This is a genomic window from Deinococcus radiopugnans ATCC 19172 (assembly GCF_006335125.1).
GTDB classification, from domain to species: Bacteria; Deinococcota; Deinococci; order Deinococcales; family Deinococcaceae; genus Deinococcus; species Deinococcus radiopugnans.
Map to the genome: position 1 here is coordinate 13,668 of NZ_VDMO01000031.1, position 21,756 is coordinate 35,423.

Consider the following 21,756-nt stretch of genomic DNA (forward strand, 5'->3'; position numbering starts at 1 on the left):
GAGAAATCATGTTCAGAACCGTTCTGCTGTGCACCGCTGGCGTGCTGGTGTCCGCCGCCACTTCGGCCCAGGCCCAGTCGCCCCAGTTCTACCGCCTGCAACTCAAATCGGACGGGCAGTATCTGGACGCCGATCACTGCGCCTCGCCCGTCACGCTCAATCCAGGGTCCACCTTCGCAGGCGGCGCGTGCGAGTTGTGGCGGCTGGTGCCGGCAGGCGGCGGCTATTACCGGCTGCAGCTCAAGTACAACCGGCAGTATCTGGACGCGGCGTACTGCACCGCGCCCATCAGCCTCAACCCCGGCTCCACGTATGCAGGCGGCGCGTGCCAGTTGTGGAAGTTCGTGCCGAACGGCGACGGCTACTTCAGGTTGCAACTGAAGATCAACCGTCAGTACCTGGACGCGGTGAACTGCACGGCCACGCTGGGCCTGAATCCGGGATCCACCTACGCGGACGGCGCCTGTCAGTTGTGGCGCCTGGTGCCCGAATCGGTGCGGATCGACTGACGTTTGCCCTCAAGTGGCGCCAGGACCAGCTGGCAAGGAGGGTTCTGATGCCCCCGCCCATGCGTCCCACCCTTCACCGCGCTGCGCTGTTGACCCTGCTGGTCCTGAGCGCCTGCTCCGGCGGCTCCGGCCCCACGCCCAACCCGAAGCCAGAGCCCACACCCGATCCGAAGCCCACCACCGTCCCCTTCATCACGGTGGACACCATCGCCGGGCAGCCGGATGTGGGCGGCAGCATCGACGGTCCCGGCGCAAACGCCACCTTCAACTACCCGGTGGCAATTACCCGGTGGGTCTGGCTGCTCCCGCCGCGGCGGGAGGGAAAAACGGTGAGGTGCCGCTGTATATCGCGGGCCAGGCCTATGCCAACAAGCGACTGTTTGTCTCGGACAGCGACGGTCAGACCATCCGCCGCCTGCGCTGAGGGCCTGGCCCTGCTCCACCCACTCAGGAGGCGTTTTCGTGGACTGCAGCAGCGAACCCCCGGATGATCCCGCGGCCGGCCCGGATCCAGCCCCCACGCCAGCCCCCGTGCCAGCCGCTGTGCGCTACCGCCTGTGTCCCCGCTGCGGGCGGGCGGTGCCCACCACTTCTGGCGAACGCTACTGCGCCAATGACGGTGCGCGGCTGCTGGACGCCTGTCCGAACTGCGGCGCATCCATCACCTCACCGTATGCCCGCTACTGCGTGCGCTGCGGCGCAGACCTCACGCCACCGCCCTGACACCTCTCGCCACCCCCAAGGGAGAAGATCATGTCCAAGCCCCGGCTCCATCCCTTCCTGATCGCGCTCACCTTAACCCTGGCCGCCTGCGGGCCGTCCGGCGGTGGGAACACCCCTCCCCCGGACGACACCACCGCCGCCTTTTTCAAGACCCAGACCGAATTCGGCGGCGCGGCACCTGTCGGCGCGGAAACCGTGACGCCCGCGCAATTCATGGACGCCGTCAAGAACGGCGGCAAGGTCATCACGGCGCAGGATCTTGCCGACGAACAGGCCACCCAGGAACACCAGGATGCCCAGGACGACGCCGACGCCCGCACCTACATTGCGCGGTACCCTGAATTCGGCGCCCTTCTTCAGCCCCCAGCGGCAGACGCCACTAACGCGGACGGCGACCGGCTGGTCAGCGTGCCGACGGCGGGCGGCCCCAAGACGGTCACGCTGCTGGGCAACGCCTTCGGGAAGGCCGTGCTGGCAACGCACGCCCGCACCTTCCCCAGCCAGGTCAACCAGTACAACCTGTACGCCACGCTGTACACCGATCTGGACATCACCCTCCGGAAACTGAACAACACCGTCGAGCAGTTCGGTCTGCCCGCGCCGGACACGGTGAAGAACGACAGCGCCGAGCGGCTGATCGTCCTCAACAAACAGGCCAGCGACGTGATCCGCGAGTACGGGGCCGAGATCTACAACCTCAGCTTCTTGCTCGATCCGGCCAACCTGGAAATCGGCGCGAAGGATCAACTCGACCGCACCCAGAAGGGAGCGTGCAAAGCGCCCGCCGCTGGAGGCATCTACCAGAACTTCGGGTGGCCGCTCAAGGACCTGACCACCACCGTCAAGGATCAGGGCCAGCGCGGCACCTGCTGGGCCTTTGCCACCGTGGCCGCGCTCGAGGCCGAAATTGCCCGGCGCGACCACAAACGGGTCAACCTGTCCGAGGAGGATTACGCGGGCCACCGCTTTCTGGAGTGGGCACCCCGCAGGTACGGCGAGGGCGGCGACCCGATCGGTATTGCCCAGAAGGCCAGCGCGGCGGGCTACGTCTTCGCCTACGAATCCCAGTGGCAGTACAACAAGAGCCTGGCCCGGGTGGACCACAAAGACACCCAGAGCTACACGCAGTCCTGCACCAATTATCAGGACGGCAGCGTGAACTACGGCCCGTGTTCCAACACCACCGATCAGGGCGACTGGTACGTCGTCACGGTGGGCGGCAAGCTGTACGTGATGCGGCGGCTGCCCAACACCGGTGCGGGCAGCGGCTACCGCGTGCAGTCCCCCACCGACTTCTGGGATCAGAGTGACCTGGACCGCAGCATGGTCATCCTGCTGCTGCGCTCGGTGCTGGGCCACCCCACCACCATCACCATGGACGCGCGCTACATGAAACCCACGGCCAACGCCGCGCCTTCCTTGAACAACATGAATCCCGACGGCAACGGCTTCGTCGCCACGCAGACGAAGAAGACCCTGCCGGGCGGCCTGCTGGACTGGGAACTCGATCACGTGATGACCGTGACCGGTTTTATCTCCAGCCAGAACCTCCAGAAGAAACTGCCCCATCAGCCGCTAGCCGACGACTACGGCTACTTCATCGTCAAGAACTCGTGGGGCGACTGCTGGGGCGATCAGGGCTACGTGTACCTGCCGTGGACGTGGGTCAAGACCTTCACCGGCCAGGCCAGCACCGGAATCCTGCCTCAGTGATGAGCGTGGGGAGAGACCGTTCGGCACTGGTCCCGCCCCATTTCCCTCAAAGGACGGTTGACATGACGCGACAGACACGGCCGCTTATCGCTCTTCTGCTCGGCCTGGCGCTGCTGCTGGGTGCCTGCGGGGGCGAGGGGCCCGCCCCCGCAGGCAGCAATGCCTGGGACAGCGCCACCTGGGACTCGGCCCTCTGGCAGTAACAGCGCCGCCGCCTTCAAGGAGCCACACCATGAAACGGACAGCCACGAAAGGATTGTTTCTGGGCGCCTCGCTGGGCCTGGGAGCGCTGGCGGCGGACACAATCACCACTTTTCAGGCCGGCACGCCCATCCGCGCCGCCGAAGTCAACGCCAACTTCGGCGCCCTCAAAACAGGCCTGGACGGCAAGCAGAACACCCTTTCCGGCAGCCCGTGTCAAACCGGGCAATTCGTCAAGGGGATCGGCGCGGACGGTGCGCTGAGCTGCGCCCCCGATCAGATCGGCGCGGGCGGCGCGGCAGGCGTCGCAAGCCTGAACGGCAAGACCGGCAGCCTGGCGCTGGAGGCGGGCAGCAACATCAAGATCGACAGCTCGCAGGCCGGAAAACTGATCGTGAGTGCCACGGGTTCCCCAGGGGGCGGAGGCACCCTGACCTTGCCTTACAGCGGCGCGGCCAACGGCACCTCGCCCGCCTTCTCGGTCAGCAACAGCGCTGGGATGGCCCTGAGCGGCAGCAGCACGGACGGCAACGCGGTGTACGCCATCAGCGGCAAGGGCTATGGCGTCAGCGCCTATTCGGAGGCCAGTTTCGGCGTGGTGGGCTTCACCAACTCTGGCCTCGCCGGGGTCTACGGCGAGGCCAAGGTGAGCGGCGCGACTGGCGTGCGCGGCGTCAACAGCGTGGGGCCGGGGTCATCGGGCATGTGGGGCGAGAGCGCTCCCGGCTCCGGCGTGCGTGGCAGCAGCGTGACCGGCACGGGCGTCCTGGGCACCAGCGAGAGGGGCTACGGGGTGCGGGGAACGGTCAGCGCCTCGGGCACCGGCGTCTATGGTGAGAACACCAGCGGCGCGGCGGGGGCCGGGGTGCAGGGCCGCGCCGACGCCGTCAACTCGGTGGGCGTGGGCGGCCTCAGCGCGGCGGGAACGGGCGTGCAGGGCACGAGCGCGAGTGGAACGGGGGTGCAGGGTGCCAGCGGGAACGGGACGGGCGTCCGGGGAACGTCCGGCAGTGGAGGCACCGGAGTCGAGGGCAGTGTGACCGGCACCAACGGGTACGGGGTACGGGGCACGCATGCCAGCAACGGCTTCGGGGTGTATGGCAATTCGCCGGGCGGTGTCGGCGTGGGCGGCGAATCGACGAACAGTGTCGGCGTGCAGGGCAAGGGGCCCATCGCCATGAAAGCCGTGGGCAACGCGGTACAGTCGCCGGGCTTCGGCGGCTGGGCCAAGGGCATGGTGATCGTGGACGTGACCCGGCCCGCCGGGCAGCAGATCGTGCGCTGTTACAACTCCCAGCTCAGCGGCGCGGCCATGAATACGGTGCCCTGCGGTTACTCGCTGGAAAGCGCCACTGGGCAGGTGCGGGTGATCTTCGGCTTCGACACGACCCAGACCTTCGCCAGCGCCACCCTGACCGAAAGCCAGGCGGGCTGCTTCAGTTCCTCCTGCACCATCCCTTTCCTCGCTGGGGTGCTCTACGAGGACGATTCGGTGGTCGTGGTGGCCCGCGGATCCAACAATGCGAATTACATCGGCTTCACCCCAGGCTTCACGCTGATCCTGTACTGAGGACACACACTTCAGGAGACAACCATGCCACAACGGACTTTGCTCGCGCTCCTCGCTCTCGCTTCCTCATCCGCCGCTGCCCAGAGCTATTCCCTGGTGGTCAACGGGCAACCCGCCCCGGCCAGGGCTATCGTCGTGAATGGGCAGACGTATGTGCCACTCTCGGCCCTGAAGACCCTGGGCATTCCCAGCAGCCTCAGCGGGACGACGCTTAGCCTGGGCACGGGCGCGGCCCCGTCCACCTCGCCCGGCGGGGCCAATGGGCGGGCCTCGCTGGAAGGCTGCCTGGGCGAAACGGTCTTCAACGGCGTGTGGCGCATGACCGTAAAATCGGTGACGCCGATCAGCCGCTACAACGGGCAGAACAAGGGCTACGCGCTGAACGTGGAGTGGAAGAACGGCACGAAGGCCACCGCCGACGCCCTGAACAGCGGAGTCAAGGGCTTCCAGCTGATCTTGCAGGACGGCAGCACGCTGGAGAGCGAGAACGTGCAAGACCTGCTGTACCGGAAGCTGGCGCAGGGAGCGGGCAACACCTTCACGCTCAACTTCTACGCCGATTCGGCGCAGTCGCCCCGCCTGACCCCGGCGGACAGGCTGCTGGTGGAGATTGACCCCGCTTCCAGCGCGATGAGAAGCGCCTACACCACACCCACGCCCAGCTTCCGGGTCCGCCTGGCGTGCCGAAAGTGAGCCGGCCGCTGTCCGCCGCCTCTGTGCTGATGCTCCGCAGCCTGACCTGACCGCCTGCGCTCCAGGGGGCCGCACCGCTCCGAAGGTGGCTCTGGCCGCGCTGCCGACCAGAGCCGCTCCTGAACACCCCAACGGCAAGACGATGGACCGGGACGCGCCGCTGGCGGTGGTCCAGCGCCACAGATCACGCGGTTCAGGGCGCTGTCGGTTGACAACCACCCTCCCCGACAAGGACGGGCAGTGCCGTCCGAATCGGCCAATGTCAGGGGACGCGGCGCCTCTGGCTGCTGTTCATACCAGTATGAACAGCCATTGAACCGCTCCACAGCGAGGCTTGGTCTCTCTGACATCGTCACCAACGGTGTTCTCGCTCGTCCCCTGGACGCCACTTCCCAGGCCAGCGTCAGGTCAAGGCGCTCTCCGCCCTGGGCCCTCCCACCTGCAGCAGGTGGCCCAGAGCCAGGGGAATGGCGGCGTCCCAACCTTGAGGGTGACAGGCGGCGGGATACGGCACCGGGGGCGTGCCGTCCTGGCGAGCGAATCCGGCGAACAGTTCGCTCAGGCGGGCGTCGGGGGCCGCGCGGGCCGCGTCGAACAGCGCGCGGGCCACCTGCGTCGCCTCGGCGTTCAGGCCGTAGCGGTGCATTCCCAGCGCGGCGGCGGCCGTATCGTGCGGCCACACACTGCCGTTGTGATACGACACCGGGTTGTACCGGATTTCCCGCGTGCCCAGCGTGCGGATGCCCCAGCCACTCCACAGTTCCTCGCCCAGCGCCGTGCTTGCCACCTGGGCCGCGCATTCCGGTGGAACGATGCCTGTCCACAGCGTGTGCGCCGGGTTGCTGACCAGCACGCGCAGCGGCTGCTTGTCACCGTTCAGACCGTGAACGTAATAGCCGCGTTCGGGCCACCAGAACGCGGCCTGGAAGCGTTCGCGCAGATGCAGCGCCCGGCCCTCCCATTCCGAGGCCAGGGCTTCTTCGCCCAGCAGGCGGTACATCCGCGCCGCGGCCTGATAAGCCGCGTAGGCGTAGCCCTGAACCTCCACCACGGCCACATGCCCGCTGACGTCCACATCCCCCTCGGTAAACGTACTGTCCCCGCTGTCTTTCCACACGGCGTTGGTAATCCCGCCGGGTTCGGAGTCGGGGGTGTATTCGATAAACCCATCCTGATCGGGATCGCCGTCGCTCAAGCACCACTTCAGGGCCGCTTCCCAGTGCGGGCGCAGTTCACGGGCGAGATCAGGAAACGCGGCGCTCAGCTCGCCCACCAGCCACACGAACAGCGGCGTGGCGTCGGCGGTGGCGTAATAAGGGCGGTGCGGCGTGCGGCCCGTACGGGTCAGCTCGCCTACGCGCAGTTCGTGGAGAATCTTGCCGGGCTGCTCCAGCGTCACCGAGTTGTAGTTGACGCCCTGGTGCGCCGCCAGATACCGCGCCACCGTCAGCGCCAGTTCGGGCAGATGATCCTTGACCATCAGCGCAATGATCATGCTGTCGCGGCCAAAGGGAGCCACGAACCATGGCAGGCCCGCTGCTGGAAACGCGCCCTGCTCGGTCTGGAAGCTCAGGCTGCGGAGGTCTTTGGCGCTCTGGGCCAGCACGCGGGCGTCCCGCGGATCGGACAACTGCAGGTCGCGCCCGACGCCCGCCTGAATCGCGCCGTACTCGGCGGCCAGCTCATCCGGCTTGCCCGGCGTCGGCGGTTCATCGGCCAGCAGCGGGAAGACGCGGACCACGATCTCGGTTTCCTCTTCCGCCAGTGTCCAGGCCAGGCGCTGACCGTCCCACGTGGCGGCGGGCGAGGTCTGCACCACCGCGCGGTGTGCCAGGCCGTCCTGCGCGGTGTAGGCGAAGGTGACCCCGTCACCGGTGACTTCGGTGCGAATCTCCCGCACGGCGGTGGCGTAAGGCCAGCCGCGGACCTCGAACATGTCCAGGAAGTCGGCGGACAGCTCCAAAGTGAGCGTGGGCGGTTCGGCCCCGGCGTAGCGCGTGACGCGCAGGGTGTCGCGCAGCTCGGTGGCCGTGACCTGCAGATCGCGGCTCAGGCCCACGCGCATGGTGTAGCCCACGTGGGCATTGGCGCTCTGCGCGCGCAGCCAGAAGGGAAACCGCTCGTGCTGCATCAGCGTCTGCGGGGTCTGGCCGTCCAGTTGCCACTGGTAACGCGAGAGAAAACGGGTGTCGCGGCGGTACAGTCCGCTCTCGCCCTCGGCCACGGCGTAGTGCGCGTCTCCAACGAGGTACAGGTCATTTTCTTTGAGAACAGTGCGGGTGGGCAGCATGGCGGCTCCTTGAAGGTCAGCGGGCAGGTCAAACAATCGAACCGTCTAAAGGCCTCACCGCGGAAGAGGATGGCTGACGTGGGCAGTTTGGCAGTTGATGGTTGGGGGGTGACGCTGGTTTGAAGAGAATCGGTGGGGTCTGCTTGATGTCCCCCACCTTTCCGTCGCCGCGCTCCCCCCGGCTCTGCGCCGCAGGTGGAAAGGGCACAGACCTGGGTGGGGCGCCACGGAGGTTCTAGCGTTCAGACCTTCAGGCGGGGCAAGGCCCTTCACCCTTTGACGGCGCTGTCCGCCCCGGTGTCCACGAAATAGCGCTGAAAGATGACGAAGATGACAATCACGGGGATGGCGCTCAGGACCGCCCCGGCCAGGATCAGGCCGTAGTCGCCCTGGCCGCCGTAGAGCTGACGGAAATTGACCAGGCCCACCGTCAGCAGGTAGTCGGTGTTCTGGCGCAGGATCACCAGCGGCCAGAAAAAGTCGTTCCATGCGCCCTGAAACTGCGTAATGGCGAGGGCGATCAGCGCGGGGCCGGCCTGCGGCAGCATCACGCGGAAAAAGGTGGTCAGCGGCCCCGCGCCGTCGATGGCCGCCGATTCTTCCAGCTCTTTGGGCATGCCCTCGAAGAACTGCTTCATCAGAAAGACGCCGCCTGCCGCCACCAGGCCGTTTAACCACAGGCCCCAGATGTTCAGCAGGCCCAGGTCTTGCAGCAGCACATAGTTGCTGACCAGATTGACCTGATCAGGCACCATCTGCACGAACAGCACCCCCACAACGAAGATGAGGTTCTTGCCGGGAAAGTCCATGCGGGCCAGCGCGTAGCCGGCCAGCGAGCAAAAGACGATGGCGGCGCTGACGCGCAAGAAGGCGTAGAAGAAGGTGTTGAGCACCCAGGTAAAGAACAGGCTGCGCCCGGTCTGGGGGCTGGTGGTCTCGGTAAAGGCGCGGCGGTAGTTGTTAAAGGTGTAACCCAGCACGCCGGGGGTGATGTTGCGGTAGGCAAACGAGCGCCCGAAGTTCTGGCGGTCACTGGGGGGCAGCGTGCTGGCGGTGATGGTCTGGCCGCGCTGCACGTCGATTTGCAGCGGCGTGCGCTCGAAGACCGGGCCGCGCAGGTAATATTTCTCCCCCGCCTTGACCAGCTCTACGGCCTGCGTGGCGTTCAACGAGTACTGTTTGTCCTGCGCGGCGGGCGTGTCCAGCGTCACGGGCACGGTCTGGCCGCCCGGCAATTTGGCGTTCAGGTTCTCATCGGGCGGCGCCAACCTGGCCTGGATGACCTGCCCCTGCTGGGCCGTCAGGGCCGGGTAATCCACGGTGATGCGGTAGCGGCGAACCTCGCCCTCCTGGCCCGTCTCCACCGTCTTCACCGTGGCGTATTCGGTGGCCTGCGCCTGGCGGGCAATCGCCACCAGACTGGTGGGCTGGTACGGAAACAGGGCGACGGTGGGCGGGTCCTGCGGCGCGTCTGACGGGGAGCGCACGCTGACATCAAAGGTCACGGTGCGGCCCGGCTCCAGGCCGCCGTTCCACCCACTGCCCGCCCCCTGCACGCCCAGGGTGTACGCGCGCCCGATGTACTGCGCCGTCAGTTGCGGAATGACCAGGCGGGGCGGGTACTCGTTGGGGTTGTCCTTCATGCTGCTCAGCAGGCCCATCAGAAACGGTCCCAGGAAAAAGATGCTCATGACCAGCATAAAGGCGTACAGCCACCCCGCCCGCGCCCATCGGCGGCGGGCCAGCCAGCGGTCCAGATCGGCGCCGTTCTTGCGAACTTCAGTGAGGGTGGTGGTCATGTCAACCTACCTCCGATTGACCCGTTGGGCAACGGAACAGACGCGGGCCGGCTCATACCGCGTCCGAGCTGATGAAGCGGCGTTGCAGGAACACCATCACCAGAATGATGGCGGCCAGCACGATGGCGGCGGCGGCGGCCATGTTCACCGGCGCGGCCCCGGCTTTAAAGGTGTTGGTGTAGACGTAATACGCCAGCGTGATCAGGGTGCTTTGCGGCGCGGCGCTGCCGATCACGGCCACCTGATCGAACATCTTCATGGTGCCGATCAGGCCCACCGTGATCACGTAAAAGGTCACGGGCCGCAGCATCGGCACTGTCACGTTCAGCAGCTTCTGCGCGGACGTCGCGCCGTCGATGTCGGCGGCCTCGTACAGCGCGCCGGGAATGTTCTGCAGGCCCGCCAGAAAGAACAGCATCAGGGTGGGGATGGTGGTGAAGGTGTTCTGGATGATGATCACCAGCATGGGAATGCTCAGAATCTGCACCCCGCCCAGGCTGATCCAGCGGTCCGAGAAATACTGGAAATCGTAGGGGGCCACGTCCCGCACCGACAGCACGCCCGTCCAGCCCAGGATGGCGGTCACGGCCACGGCGATCAGCAGACTGACAACGGCCAGCGCCGGATCGAACCACCCGGCGGGCAGCCCGCGCGAGCGTTCCCACAGCACCTGCGCCACCTGCGCGGCGATCAGCACGCCGATCAGGGTCAGGGTGTAGGGCAAGAAGGCCTGCCACTGGGTAATCGCGTAGTTGGCGACGCCCCGGCGCTGGAACAGCCACAGGAAAATCAGGGTGATGACCACGCTGGACGTGATGCTGGGCATGTACCACGCGGAGCGGAAGAAGGCCATCCCGCGAATCTTGTTGTTCAGCGCCACCGCCATCAACAGTGCGCCCACCGTTTGCAGGGTGGTGGTGATCACCGCGAAGACCAGACTGTTGGCCAGGGCGCGCTGAAACAGGGGATCGGCCAGCACGTCGGCATAGGGCTTGATGCCGATCAGCCTGGGCGTATTGAACAGGTTGAAATCGGTCAGCGAGTAGTAGATGGCCCGCGCAAAGGCGTAGAAGAAGAAAATTCCGATGGTGATCAGAAACGGCGCGAGAAACAGGTAGGCGGCTGAGGTCTGTCCCTTCTTGAGCATGGCGGCCCTCCGGCGGGAAAACGCTGGGGCCGTGGGCGGCCCTCATCACGGCGCCGCCCACCTGCTGCCCCCCAAATCAACTGCTCAGCGTCAACTGCTCAGCTCAGCGGTTTTGCAGGATATTCATCTCCTGCTGAGCCTGCTTCAGCGCGTCGGCGCTGGATTTCTGTCCGCTCAGCACGGCGGCCAGCGCCGTATTGATCGGCTTGGCCCAGTCCGGCCCCTGCGTGCCGAAGTAGTAGGGCCGCACGGTGCCCGACGACGCGCCCTGGAACACCACTTTGCTGTTCTCCGCGCCGGGGGTGGCCTTTTTGAAGAAGGCGTTGCTTTGCAGCGACGTGCGGCTGGGAATCGCCAGGCCCTGCTCCAGCACATACTGCTGCACGTTCGGGCTGGTCAGGATGTTCAGCACCTTGGCTGCCGCCGCCTTGTTCTTGGTGCCCGAGTTGATGGCCCAGCCCACGGTAAACACGAAGTTGCCGCGCTTGCCGGTCTTGTCGTTCTTGGGGATCAGCGCCGAGCCGTATTTCAGGTTGGGCGCGTTGTCCTTGAGGAAGCCCACGATCCAGTTGCCCTCGATGGCCACCGCCACCTTGCCCGACCCCAGGCAGCCGCCAGACCAGTCCTGCGACAGCTCCGAAGGCTGCACGGCCACCTTGTTCTTGCTCAGACCAGTAAAGTAGTTGAAGGCGGAGACAAAGGCCGGATCCAGCAGGTTGGTCTTGCCCTTGCTGTCGAAGGGTTGCCAGCCTGCCGCGAAGGCGAACTCGCCCATGCGGGCGTATTCGGGGGCCAGGCACGCGCCGTAGTAGTCGTTGCCCAGCGCCTTTTTCACCGCGGCCAGCTTGTTCTGAAAGCTCGTCCAGGTGTCGTTGTCGTTGGGATAGGCCACCTTGGCCTCGTCGAAGATGTCCTTGTTGTACACCAGGGTCAGGGTGTTGAAATCCTTGGCGACGGCGTAGGTCTTGCCGCCCCGGGTAAAGGCGTCATTCAGACTCTTGATAAACGGGGTGGTATTGACGACGCCATTCAAGGGCAGCAGCTTGCCCGTGGCGACGTAGCCGTCGAGCGTTTCCCCTGGCACGTAGAAGACGTCTCCGGCGTTCCCGGCCGCCAGCAGCGTGGTCAGCTGCTGGTTGTAGTCGCCCTGAAGCGGCTGGTAGACCACCGTGATCTTGTCCTTGGCGAGCGCGGGCTTCACGAAGCGGTTGATCAGATCGCCCACGATGGCCGGGTCCTGCCCGCCGTAGCCGTTAATCTTGATGGTGGTCTGCGCCGAGGCCGCACCAGCGGCAACGAGGACGGCAAGGCTGGCAAACAGTGCTTTTTTCATGGCTTCCCTCCGGGGAATGGCGCAACGGTGGCGCCGCGAATCAGTTCAACGGGGATAAATTCGCCGCGCGGGGGCAGGCCCGCGATGGCTTCTTGCACCAGCGTCAGCGCGGTGGACGCGATGCTGGGGATGTTCTGCGCCACCGTGGTCAACCGGATCGGCAGCGGCAGTTCGGGCAGGCCGTCAAAGCCCACCACGCTCACGTCCTGCGGCACCCGCACGCCCAGATCCTCCAGCGCGGCCACGGCGGCGGCGGCACTCTCGTCACTCTGGGCGAACAGACCGGTAAAGCGGGTGCCGGTCTCCCAGGCCCGGCGCACGGCGCGGTAACCGCCCAGCACCGTGAAATCGCTGGGCAAGCTGAGGGTGTGGGCGCCCACCGCCGCCGCGGCCCGCAGAAAGCCGCGCTCGCGGTCCTGGGCCACCTGGCTGGGCCCGGCCCCTAGGAAGGCGAGCTGGCGGTGTCCGGCCCCGGTCAGTTGCTCCGTGGCCAGCCGCGCGCCCTCCACATCGTCCGGGGCCACCCAGAAGAAATCGGGATGGTGACCGATCAGAACGGCAGGGACCCCGACAGCTCGCAAGAAATCCAGGCGCGGGTCCCCGTCGATGGCGTGCATCACCAGCACGGCGCTGGGCAGCCGGGTCAGGCGGGTCAGATCGGCCCGCAGCTCCAGCAGTTGCACGCCCTGGTGCGCCGTGCCCGCCTCCAGCGCGCGGCGAAACAGGATCATGTAAGGGTGCAGCACGGGGTCATCGTGGTCGAACGACAGCCCCAACGTCTGGCCTGTGCGCCAGCTCAGATGACGCGCGGCCGGGTCCGGGGTGTAGCCCAGCCGGACGATCACGTCCTGCACGCGGTCGCGCGTCCGGGCGGCCACGGTGCTGTGTCCGTTCAGGACGCGGCTGACCGTGCCGGTGCTGACACCAGCCTCGCGGGCAATGTCGTCGATGGTGGGCCGGGAGGATCGCATACCTTCAGCTTGGCTCCTTTGGAGGCTGGAAGCGAGGGCCAGGAGTGACCAGCGCGGCACGTACTGTAACCGCTTACAACAGGGGCGTTTATTGGCGTTCATCTCGTCCCGCGAAGGACAATCCCTGAATTGACTTGGGGGGATGCTGGTTTTTGTAAGCGGTTACAATCCCCATTGTGCGCCTTATGCGGAAAATGTCAAGTGGCCGGCTGAGCCCTTGGTGCTCAGCGGGGGCATTCCCGCCGAGCGCCGCCGGTCGTCGCTCAGAGACACGGAGACCTGACGGCCCTTGGCATGTCAGCCGAGCGGCACACCGCAGTCCCGCTGCCAGACGATGGGCCGCAATCGACATGGAACACCGAACGGTCAGCGTCCCCGCCGCTGCGTCCAGACGGACAGCGGCCAGAAGGCAGACTGCCCTCGCAAGTCAACCCCGGCCGGCACGCCTTGGGCGGGCGGATCTCCACGTCCGCGGCCAGCCCCGGCACGCCTCCTGGCTTCCGGAGACGGGCGTCTCCGCCGTGCGCGACGCGGGTGGCGGCTGCTCAATCCCGAGGTGTCCGCAACGCCCTGGCCCATACCAGCAGGGCCGGACGATCCCTAAGATGTCGATCGACACGGCATCCGGCTGAGATTGCTTCCTGCTTGCTCCAGAAGGCCATTGTGTTCCGATTCCCAAAGTGTGTGGGGCTGCGCGCCCCTTGAGTGAAGAGGTGGAGTTCAGGCGCGTGCGGGGACCACGGTCACCAGAGGTCCTGGCCTCCACACGAACCCCGCCTGGCCGGCGTCGCGCTGTCGCTTTCGGGCGATCCCGACTTCAGGCCTCAACGGACTGACGTGTTCCGCACCGGCCATTCCCACCCGACTGCTGCGCAGTTTGAATGGCGCGGAACCTGACAGCCCACTCTCGGCAATCACAAATTCTACCCCTGATTATGCTATTTACATAATCAATCTCAGCCGCTACAATCCATGGTGAAATTCAGCACCATTCAAACCACCCCCACCCAGAGCGAGGTTTTTTCATGATTGTCGAAACCAAGATCGTTGGCCGCCGCACCCCCTTTGAACGCCGCCCCACGCCCCTGCCGGATGGCCCCCAGACGCTGCGCAGCCTGCTGGGACATCTGGTTCACCAGGAGCTGGCCGCCTACCACGCGCGGCAGGAGAGCGTCGGTCTGCTGCGGGTGTTGACCCAGCAGGACCTGAGCGACGGCGCGGCGGTGGGCCGGATCAGCGTGGCCCCCCAGGAGCGGAGCGGCACCGTCACGCCCGAGGACGCCACCCAAACAGCACTCACCGCCTTCGGCGACGGCTTGTACTACGTGTTTGTGGACGACGAGCAGATCGAGAACCTGGATCAACCCCTGGTTCTGCGCGCCGACAGCACGCTGCTGCTGCTGCGCCTCACCGCGCTGGCGGGGGGCTGAGGATGGACGTTCAGGACTATCTGCGCACGTTCGAGCAGCCGTGGAAGGCCCCGTTGGAAGAGCGCCTGCACGCCGCGTCTCCCGAACTCGCTGCACTCGTGCGCCCACTGCTCAAAGAGCCGCGCGACTACCGCGAGCGTGAGGGGCGCGAGGCGGGGCTGGCCGACTTTTTGCACGGCAGTTCCGAAGCCGATCAGCGCGACCTGTCCGCCCTGCTTTTTCCCCAGGCAGCCGCTCCCGCCCAGCGGACCATCCACGCCCTGCTGACCCGTCATCCCTACCCGGAGGGGTACGCCCGCCGCGCCTTCCGTGCGCCGGGCGAGCGCGTGCAGGCGGTGCGGGCGGCCTCGTGGTTGATGGCGGCCTGGCAGGCCACCCGCGATTACCCGCAGAACGTGGAATGGTTCGCGGTGCATGCCGGGCTGCTGAATGCCTGGAGTTCACACAGCCTGGGCCTGCTGATCGGGCAGGCGGTCAGCGACGGCGACGCGGCGGTGTTCCAGATTCTGCGTGACACGGCGTCCACCGGGCACCCGGTGGCGCGCATGGGCCGGCACGTGCCGCTGGCACTGCTGTCCAGCACCGATCCTGAAGCGTGGGCTCTAGCCGAAGGCCTGCTGCTGGCCGCCCAGCGCCAGGAAGGGCTGCGGCAGGTGATCCTGGAAACAGTCGACGAGGCTGGGCCAGAACCGTTCACGCGACTGCTGCGCCTGATCCTGAAAGAAGACCTGCTGCGCTTCGCCGCCGTCCTGCGCGCGGCCTGCGTGTGGTTCGGTCTGAACTACGACGTGAGCGATCTGAAGGTGGTGCGCGGCCTGCTGACGCGGGCGCTGGCCTATCTGGAAGACGGCGCCGCCGCCCGCAACGCCGTGCAGGGCAGCTCCGGGGTGGAGGCTTACCTGGCGCTGTACGTCCTGGCGATGCGCGACGCTGCCGAGGCTGCCGAACTGGCGCGCCCACTGCTTGAGGACGCCGACGCTGAGCGCCGCATGGCCGCCGCCCAGTTCCTGCTGGCCGCTGGGCGGTTGGGTCAGGCCGAGCAGGCAGCCCTGATCCGTGACCCAGACCCGCGCCTGGCCGCCCTGGCCGGGGGAATGGTCAACCGCTGGAGCCCGCCAGACGAGGCCCCCGCTTTGACCTTTGAAGACTACCTGGCCTACGCCCAGCGCCTGCCGGACGCCGCCAGATCGGGCGAATCCGCTCATCAGCCGCTGCTCTTTCCCTGGCTGGGCCACCTCCCCCCGCGTGCGGAGGCGATGGATACCCTGAGCGCCGTGCTGGGCGACGCCCACATCTCGCACCTGGCGCCCCACCTGAACGCGATGAGCGGTGACGGCAAGGCGTACGTCCTCAAGAAAATTGAGCAGCGTCACAAGGCACAGATTCAGCCCATCGACGTGCCCACCCGTGAACTGCTGCTGACCCTGCTGCAAGACCGCAACAGCGGTGTGTCGCAGGCCACGGTGGAGGTGATGGCGCACCTGACCCCCAATCCAGAGGAAGTTGGGGTCATCCAGAGTCTCCTGAGGCGCAAGAGTGCGGATCTGCGCCGGGGCCTGATCCGCCTGCTGGCCCGCGACGCCGCGCTGGCGGAAGCGAGCGCCCTGGAACTGCTGAGGACCAGCAACACCGATCAGCGTCAGGCCGGACTGCAACTGCTTCAGGAAGTGGGGGCCGCGCCGCCCGCCGACTTTGCGCCCAAAAATGTCAGCGAGCAGACCCTGTATGCCCGGCTGACCGAGCCGGAGGAGCAGCTGACGCTGGAAGACGGCCTGGGCCTGTTTGATCCCGCAGAGCGGACCACGTCCGGGCCGCTGGAAGTTCGCGCGCGTGATTATCCGAAGGATGTGGCGCGTGGCGCCGAACTGCTGCGCAGCCTGGACGCCCTGATCGCCGCCAACCGCGAACTGCCGCTGCTGGGCGTGGGCTACGACGGCGAGCAGACCACCCTGCTGGGCAACGTATCAGGCTGGATGCTGCGCCCCAACAGTGACGGCGCGATGCCGCTGGCCGAGCTGTGGGACGGCTGGTGGGCGGGCCGGGCGGGCGCGCAGGACGGCGACCTGACCCGCATGGGCTGGGCCCTGGGACATTACGTGGCCCGCAAGGACACCACCGCAGCAGAACTCGACGCTGAGCTGGAAGCGGACGACCTGGATGATCTGGACGACGATGAGGACGCGGAGGAGATTCAGGCCACACTGGAGTTCAACGAGGCCAGACAGCACCTCCTGCGCCAGACCCTTCACCGCACGCTGGGGCCGCTGGCGGCGCTGTGGCTGGAACACGCCGATCTGCTGCGGGCCGTCCACGCCTACCTGCTGGACAGGTTCCGGGGCGGGCTGGACACCACGCTGGCCCTGGACGCCTGGGAGACGGCCCTGGCCTACCTGCCGCAGGACACGCAGGTGCTCAAACATCCTGAGTCCACCTGGCGCTCCGAGGATCCCCGCAGCTTACTTTCCCCGCTCCGGGGTAATCTCCCGATCTACCGCCAGCCAGATGACGTCCTCCAGCGGTTCTGGCGCGTCAGTCTGTATCAGAATGCCGCCTTCCCGAACCTGCCGCGCTGGCGGCCTGACACTGGTCTGCTGCTGCTGGCTTTTGAGCGTGGGTGGGCAGGCCAAACAGACCTGCTGGATCAGTTGATTGGCCCCCGCACGGAACGGGAAGGTTACTTCTCCGGCAACGATTTTGGTGACCTGAACGAGTACACCCGCCGCAAGTTGCGCGACCATCTGCCGACCCATCCCGACTGGCTGGCGGCGGTGGACACGGTCCGCGCCCGCGTGCTGGAGGTGGAGGTCACGCGCGGCGATCTGGAAACCCCGGCCACGCAGCCTGCCCTGGCCCTGCAAAGCGCGTCGGGCGCGGCGCTCGCCCTGCGTCTGCTGGCCGGGCTGGGCAGGAATCCGCTCAAGCGTGGCTACCAGGGCCGCAACGAGAGCCGCGACGTGACCTTCAGCCACCTGATCCGGGTGTCGTTTCCCGCGCCGGGGGACACGCCCGCCACGTTCGCCGCGCTGGTGAAAGACTTCAAGCTGACGGACGCCCGGTTGCTGGACCTGGCGATGTTCGCGCCGCAGTGGGCCGATCTGGTGGCCGCCACGCTGGGCTGGAAGGGGCTGCGCAGCGGCGTGTACTGGCTGCACGCGCATACCAAGGAGAGCAACTGGAGCGTGCCGCAGGACATCCGCGACGCCTGGGAGGCCGAGATCGCCGAGCGCACCCCGCTGAGTGCGGGTGACCTGACCGAGGGCGCGGTGGACGTGGCCTGGTTCAGGGGGATGAACAAAGCCCTGGGCAAGGAACGTTTTGCCGCCCTGCTGGACGCGGCCAAGTACGCCAGCAGCAGCGGCGGCCACAAGCGCGCCGAACTGTTCGCACGGGCCATCCTGGGAGAGCTGGCAGAAGACGAGCTGCGGGCCCGCATCCACGACAAGCGCAACCAGGACGCGGTGCGGGCGCTGGGGCTGCTGCCTCTGAGCCGGGCCAGGGCGAAAGCAGCCAAAGAACTGGAGGACCGCTACCGCGTCCTGAGCGACTTTCGCCGGGGGGCCACCCAGTTCGGGGCGCAGCGGCAGGCCAGCGAGCGCCTGGCCGCCGACATCGGCATGCAGAACCTGGCCCGCAGCGCCGGCTACAGCGATCCCCAGCGCCTGACCTGGGCGATGGAGGCCAGGATGGCCCCCGACTGGCAGGCGACGGTGACGGCGGACGGCGTAACGCTGGGGATCGAGATGACCCCCCAGGGCGAGGCCAGCCTGACCCTGCGGCGCGGCGAGAAACCGCTCAAGACGCTGCCGCCCGCCCTCAAGAAAAAGCCCGAGGTGGTGGCCCTGCGTGCGGCCGTGACGGAACTCAAGGCCACCCGTGGACGGATGCGCGCCGCGCTGGAAGAGGCGATGGTGCGCGGCGACTTCTTCACGCCGCAGGAACTGACTGATCTGGGCCGTCATCCGGTGATCGCGCCGATGCTGGACAGCCTGCTGTGGGTGCTGGACGAGTCCACGCTGGGCTGGCGGCAGGGCGGCCAGCTCCAGACGCCGTCCGGCCCGCAGGACATCGGCGAGCAGTCGCTGCGGCTGGCGCACCCACACGACCTGTACCAGAGCGGTCAGTGGCCCGCCTTTCAGCAGCAGATCATGGAAGGCGGCCTGACGCAGCCGTTCAAGCAGGCCTTCCGCGAGTATTACCCGCTGACCGCCGCCGAGGGCCACGGCGCCCTTCGCAGCGGGCGTTACGCGGGCCACCACGTCCAGCCGGGCAAGGCCGCCGCGCTGTTCAAGGCGCGCGGCTGGGTCACGGTGCCTGAGGAGGGCGTCCGCAAGACCTTCCACCACGAGGGCCTGAACGTCTGGGTGGACACGGCGGTGGGCTACGGCACCCCCAACGAGGTGGAAGGCGCCGCCCTGAACGCCGTCTATTTCGTGCGTCAGGACGAGACCGACGAGCTGGGCCGGGCGCGGCTGGTTCCGTTGACCGAGGTGCCGCCCCGCGTTCTGAGCGAGACCCTTCGTGACCTGGATCTGGTGGTGGGCGTGGCCCACGTCGGCGGCGTCGACCCCGAGGCCAGCCTGAGTACCGTGGAGATGCGGACGGACCTGCTGCGCGAAACCCTGCGCCTGCTGGGGCTGGGCAACGTGCGGCTGGAACACAGCCACGCTCTCATTGCCGGGCAGTATGCCAACTACACCGTCCATCTGGGCAGCGGCACGGTTCACCGCATGCCCGGCGGCTTCCTGTGCGTGATCCCGGTTCACAACCAGCACGCGGGCCGCCTGTTCCTGCCGTTCGCCGATCCAGACCCCAAAACGGCGGAGGTGATCAGCAAGGTGCTGCTGCTGGCCGACGACAAGAAGATTCAGGACCCGACGATCCTGGAGCAATTGCGCTGAGCCCGGGCGCGGAGTGGACACAGTGAACGCCAGGGCCGGAGAAGGTTGGATTTCTCCGGCCCTGTTTTTTGCTGAAGGTGGCCTCAGCTGCACACGCTGCGAACGCTGCTGGGGTCCGTCCTCGGGGGACAGGCCCGCTGGGCTGCCGCGTGGGCGGGCGCCAGCGATGTTGAGGCGCAGGCCCGGCGGCGCGTGGTGGGTCCGTCCGGCCGCGCCCTGCAATCCTGGCAGGTTCAGGCTGCGGAGTGGCTGTTCTTGCTCCAGCACATTCAGGGCCGCCCGGTGGGCCGCTGGGGCACCGGTATTGCGCGCCGGCCCAGCACCCGGGCACTCGGCGCGTCGTGCAGGTCCAGTGAGCCCAGGTGAGACTGTCCGGCAGCCGTCTCCATGAGGGCGGTCCGGCCAGCGTCGCTGGTCCCCTACCCCGTCAACCTCAGCAGTTCCAGCGCCGTGCACCCTTCAGGGCGCCAGCTTCTCCCAGGAAGTTCACGCTGAGGTACAGGCCCTTCAGGCCAGCGGCGCGGTCAGCTGGGGCAGGCAGGCTGGGGTCAGGGCGTTGATGAACCGGACCTCCAGCAGCGTGCCTGCTTCCCCGGCCAGGCTGCCCGCTCCCTCCTGCCCCCGCGGGTTGCGATTGAGCCACAGCACCTGGACCCCGCCTACACCGATCAGGTTGCAGCCCCGGTAGCCGGTGCGCCAGGCCCGCTGACAGATCAGGCCGCGACATGCCGGGCCTCCTCGTCACCGATGCAGGCGTGCCCACCCGCAGGCTCTGTACCACGCGGCTGCCCCCAATATGACCGCCTGGAAACCCACTCTACCCGTGCCCGGCGACGCCAGATCCGTGATCTGCACCTCTCATCACGCGCGCTCCCGCACGTCTCTGGAGCCCGCTGTCCTGCGGCCCCTGCCGGAGGCCTGGCCTGTGCCGAAGGCGCGCTGCATTTTCAGCCGGGTCGCCTCAGCCCTCTCCTTGAAGTTGATCAGGCCCGCCTCTATGTTCTCGACGGTCAACGCCGGCTGCGCTCTTGCAGGCAGGCTCTGGGCCGGAGCAGGAATCACCCGGTAAAACGCCGCTTCCCGGCACCGCTCCTCGTATCGGGCGTCCACCTGGCCCGGCAGCTCATCCGGCTGCAACTGCCGCACCAGCAGGTATTCCAGCAACGTGGGCTCCCCACGGTCCATGACGGGCAGCAGCGTCCGGGCATAGAAATGACTGTAGGCCCGCCAGGCCGCCGCCAGAGGCCCACTGGGCCAGTGGGCGAGCTCCGGATGGTGGGCGCGCAGTTTCTGGAGGTCTGCCCTCGCCAGAACGCTGCGCCCGTAACGTCCTGGATCCAGGACCAGGGCAGGACGCACCAGGTCATACAGTCCCCGGGCAAAGCAGACGACCCGTCCCTGCGCTTCCCAGACTCGCAGCAGGCTCCGGGTGCGCCCCTGAGCGGACGGGGCACGGGAAGCGAAGACCGCTTCCGCCAGGCGCTCCACCGTCATCGGCCACGTGGCCTGCCGCGCCAGTTGCCAGTCCACATCCGTGGTGGCCTGGGTGACCTGCTGAGCTGCGAGAGAGGGTGCCAGGGCTTCTGACGTGACCCGCGGCAGCGCGTCCGCAGTCACGCCCCGGGTCTGTGCACCCAGAGCCAGGAACTGGCGAGCATCGTCGAGATGGAGGTACAGAGGCGCGCTGCGTCCCTGCCCCTGCTGCGGCGCGCACTGCAGGTGATGGCGCCGCACCCAGCGCTTCAAATGAACTGGTTTCACGGCAGACAGCTGGGCCAGGTCCGCCAAACTGACCCAGCAGAACCCGGCAGCATGAGGGCCGTAGAGGTGACGCGCCGCCTCATGGGAGGTGCATCCGAGTTCTTCGGCCACGAACGCGGGACTCAGGGGGCCATACACGTGGTGGAGTTGACGCAGATGTTCGTGTGGTGGGAGAGGGCGGGCGGTGTGGTCAGGGCTCAAGCCTCTATGTTACCTCCAGCAGGCGGGCCGGCGTCCGCGCCAGTGGCTGAGCCGACTGGCAGGGGGGCGGCAGGTTCAGCTGTGGCCCGGATCGCTGTCGTCGCTGGGGCGCCCGTGATCCTCGGGCCGCGGCGTCTGGTCCGGCCTGGCCGTGCTGGGGGTTTCGGGGGCGGGCTGCTGCTGGGCTGCCTTGTCCGGTTCAACCACACCGTTCTGCGGCGCCTGTGGGCTATGGGTAGACTTTGTCATGGTGACCTCCTGGAAGGGGTGGAGACGGCACGCGTAGAGGTCCATCATCTGCCGCCCTGCAGGCGAATCCGTCCAGGCTGTGTGAAGTCGCCTTGAGATTCAATTGAGAGCTTCACGCAAGCCCCTGGCTTTAGACATGGGGCTCTGTACCGGACATCTTCGAGTTGAGGCTGTGCTGGACGGGAAATCCCTGAACGTGTGACAGGTTGCGAATCGGCAGGATAAACGGCGGTGTTTTGGGTGTGTGACGACTCCAAAACCCGCCGAT

At 67.1% G+C, this 21,756-nt stretch carries 16 protein-coding genes; 8 read left to right on the forward strand and 8 right to left on the reverse strand.

The features are described from left to right. The first annotated feature begins 8 nt into the window (after positions 1-8). The 6 genes from FHR04_RS18525 (at position 9) to FHR04_RS18550 (ending at position 5,409) form a co-directional block, all read left to right on the forward strand. Positions 9-509 carry an RICIN domain-containing protein gene (locus FHR04_RS18525; protein ID WP_139404691.1) on the forward strand — a complete coding sequence of 167 codons (501 nt, stop codon included), beginning with the start codon at positions 9-11 and terminating at the stop codon, positions 507-509. Between the two features lie 289 nt (positions 510-798). Beyond that, positions 799-933, forward strand: a complete 135-nt coding sequence (locus tag FHR04_RS21615; RefSeq protein WP_260170321.1) for a hypothetical protein — start codon at positions 799-801, stop codon at positions 931-933. 119 nt (positions 934-1,052) lie between these two features. Beyond that, positions 1,053-1,232 carry a double zinc ribbon domain-containing protein gene (locus FHR04_RS21070; protein ID WP_276341409.1) on the forward strand — a complete coding sequence of 60 codons (180 nt, stop codon included), beginning with the start codon at positions 1,053-1,055 and terminating at the stop codon, positions 1,230-1,232. Positions 1,233-1,262: 30 nt separating this feature from the next. Next, on the forward strand, positions 1,263-2,945 hold the full coding sequence (locus FHR04_RS18540; RefSeq protein ID WP_139404694.1) for a C1 family peptidase: 1,683 nt from the start codon (positions 1,263-1,265) through the stop codon (positions 2,943-2,945). A gap of 232 nt (positions 2,946-3,177) precedes the next feature. Further along, positions 3,178-4,716 carry a hypothetical protein gene (locus FHR04_RS18545; protein WP_139404695.1) on the forward strand — a complete coding sequence of 513 codons (1,539 nt, stop codon included), beginning with the start codon at positions 3,178-3,180 and terminating at the stop codon, positions 4,714-4,716. 24 nt (positions 4,717-4,740) lie between these two features. Further along, on the forward strand, positions 4,741-5,409 hold the full coding sequence (locus tag FHR04_RS18550) for a hypothetical protein (protein WP_139404696.1): 669 nt from the start codon (positions 4,741-4,743) through the stop codon (positions 5,407-5,409). Positions 5,410-5,812: 403 nt separating this feature from the next. Here the strand turns inward: FHR04_RS18550 and FHR04_RS18555 are convergent, their stop codons facing one another. The 5 genes from FHR04_RS18555 to FHR04_RS18575 all read right to left on the reverse strand — a co-directional run bounded on the left by FHR04_RS18555 (position 5,813) and on the right by FHR04_RS18575 (position 12,949). Next, positions 5,813-7,699, reverse strand: a complete 1,887-nt coding sequence (locus FHR04_RS18555; protein ID WP_139404697.1) for an amylo-alpha-1,6-glucosidase — start codon at positions 7,697-7,699, stop codon at positions 5,813-5,815. Positions 7,700-7,968: 269 nt separating this feature from the next. After that, positions 7,969-9,498, reverse strand: coding sequence for a carbohydrate ABC transporter permease (locus FHR04_RS18560; protein WP_139404698.1), 1,530 nt, complete (start codon positions 9,496-9,498; stop codon positions 7,969-7,971). Positions 9,499-9,550: 52 nt separating this feature from the next. Next, positions 9,551-10,645, reverse strand: a complete 1,095-nt coding sequence (locus FHR04_RS18565) for a carbohydrate ABC transporter permease (RefSeq protein ID WP_139404699.1) — start codon at positions 10,643-10,645, stop codon at positions 9,551-9,553. 103 nt (positions 10,646-10,748) lie between these two features. Further along, on the reverse strand, positions 10,749-11,978 hold the full coding sequence (locus FHR04_RS18570) for an extracellular solute-binding protein (protein ID WP_139404700.1): 1,230 nt from the start codon (positions 11,976-11,978) through the stop codon (positions 10,749-10,751). Further along, entirely contained in the window at positions 11,975-12,949 is a 975-nt protein-coding gene (locus tag FHR04_RS18575; protein WP_139404701.1) for a LacI family DNA-binding transcriptional regulator, read from the reverse strand. The genes FHR04_RS18570 and FHR04_RS18575 overlap by 4 nt, the downstream gene beginning before the upstream one ends. Positions 12,950-13,974: 1,025 nt before the next feature. On the opposite strand from FHR04_RS18575, the gene FHR04_RS18580 reads away from it, so the two are divergent. Together FHR04_RS18580 and FHR04_RS18585 are read left to right on the forward strand one after the other, a co-directional pair. Beyond that, on the forward strand, positions 13,975-14,379 hold the full coding sequence (locus FHR04_RS18580; protein ID WP_249039214.1) for a hypothetical protein: 405 nt from the start codon (positions 13,975-13,977) through the stop codon (positions 14,377-14,379). 2 nt (positions 14,380-14,381) lie between these two features. After that, a complete protein-coding gene (locus FHR04_RS18585; protein ID WP_139404702.1) occupies positions 14,382-19,277 on the forward strand; it encodes a DUF4132 domain-containing protein in 4,896 nt (1,631 codons plus the stop codon). 507 nt (positions 19,278-19,784) lie between these two features. Here FHR04_RS18585 and FHR04_RS21075 read toward each other — a convergent pair. The 3 genes from FHR04_RS21075 to FHR04_RS21080 form a co-directional block, all read right to left on the reverse strand. Next, positions 19,785-19,925, reverse strand: coding sequence for a hypothetical protein (locus FHR04_RS21075; RefSeq protein WP_170214020.1), 141 nt, complete (start codon positions 19,923-19,925; stop codon positions 19,785-19,787). A gap of 213 nt (positions 19,926-20,138) precedes the next feature. Next, positions 20,139-20,894 (reverse strand): hypothetical protein, encoded by a 756-nt coding sequence (locus FHR04_RS18590; protein ID WP_139404703.1) that lies wholly within the window; start codon positions 20,892-20,894, stop codon positions 20,139-20,141. Between the two features lie 420 nt (positions 20,895-21,314). Then, positions 21,315-21,488 carry a hypothetical protein gene (locus tag FHR04_RS21080; protein ID WP_170214021.1) on the reverse strand — a complete coding sequence of 58 codons (174 nt, stop codon included), beginning with the start codon at positions 21,486-21,488 and terminating at the stop codon, positions 21,315-21,317. Positions 21,489-21,756 lie beyond the last annotated feature (268 nt).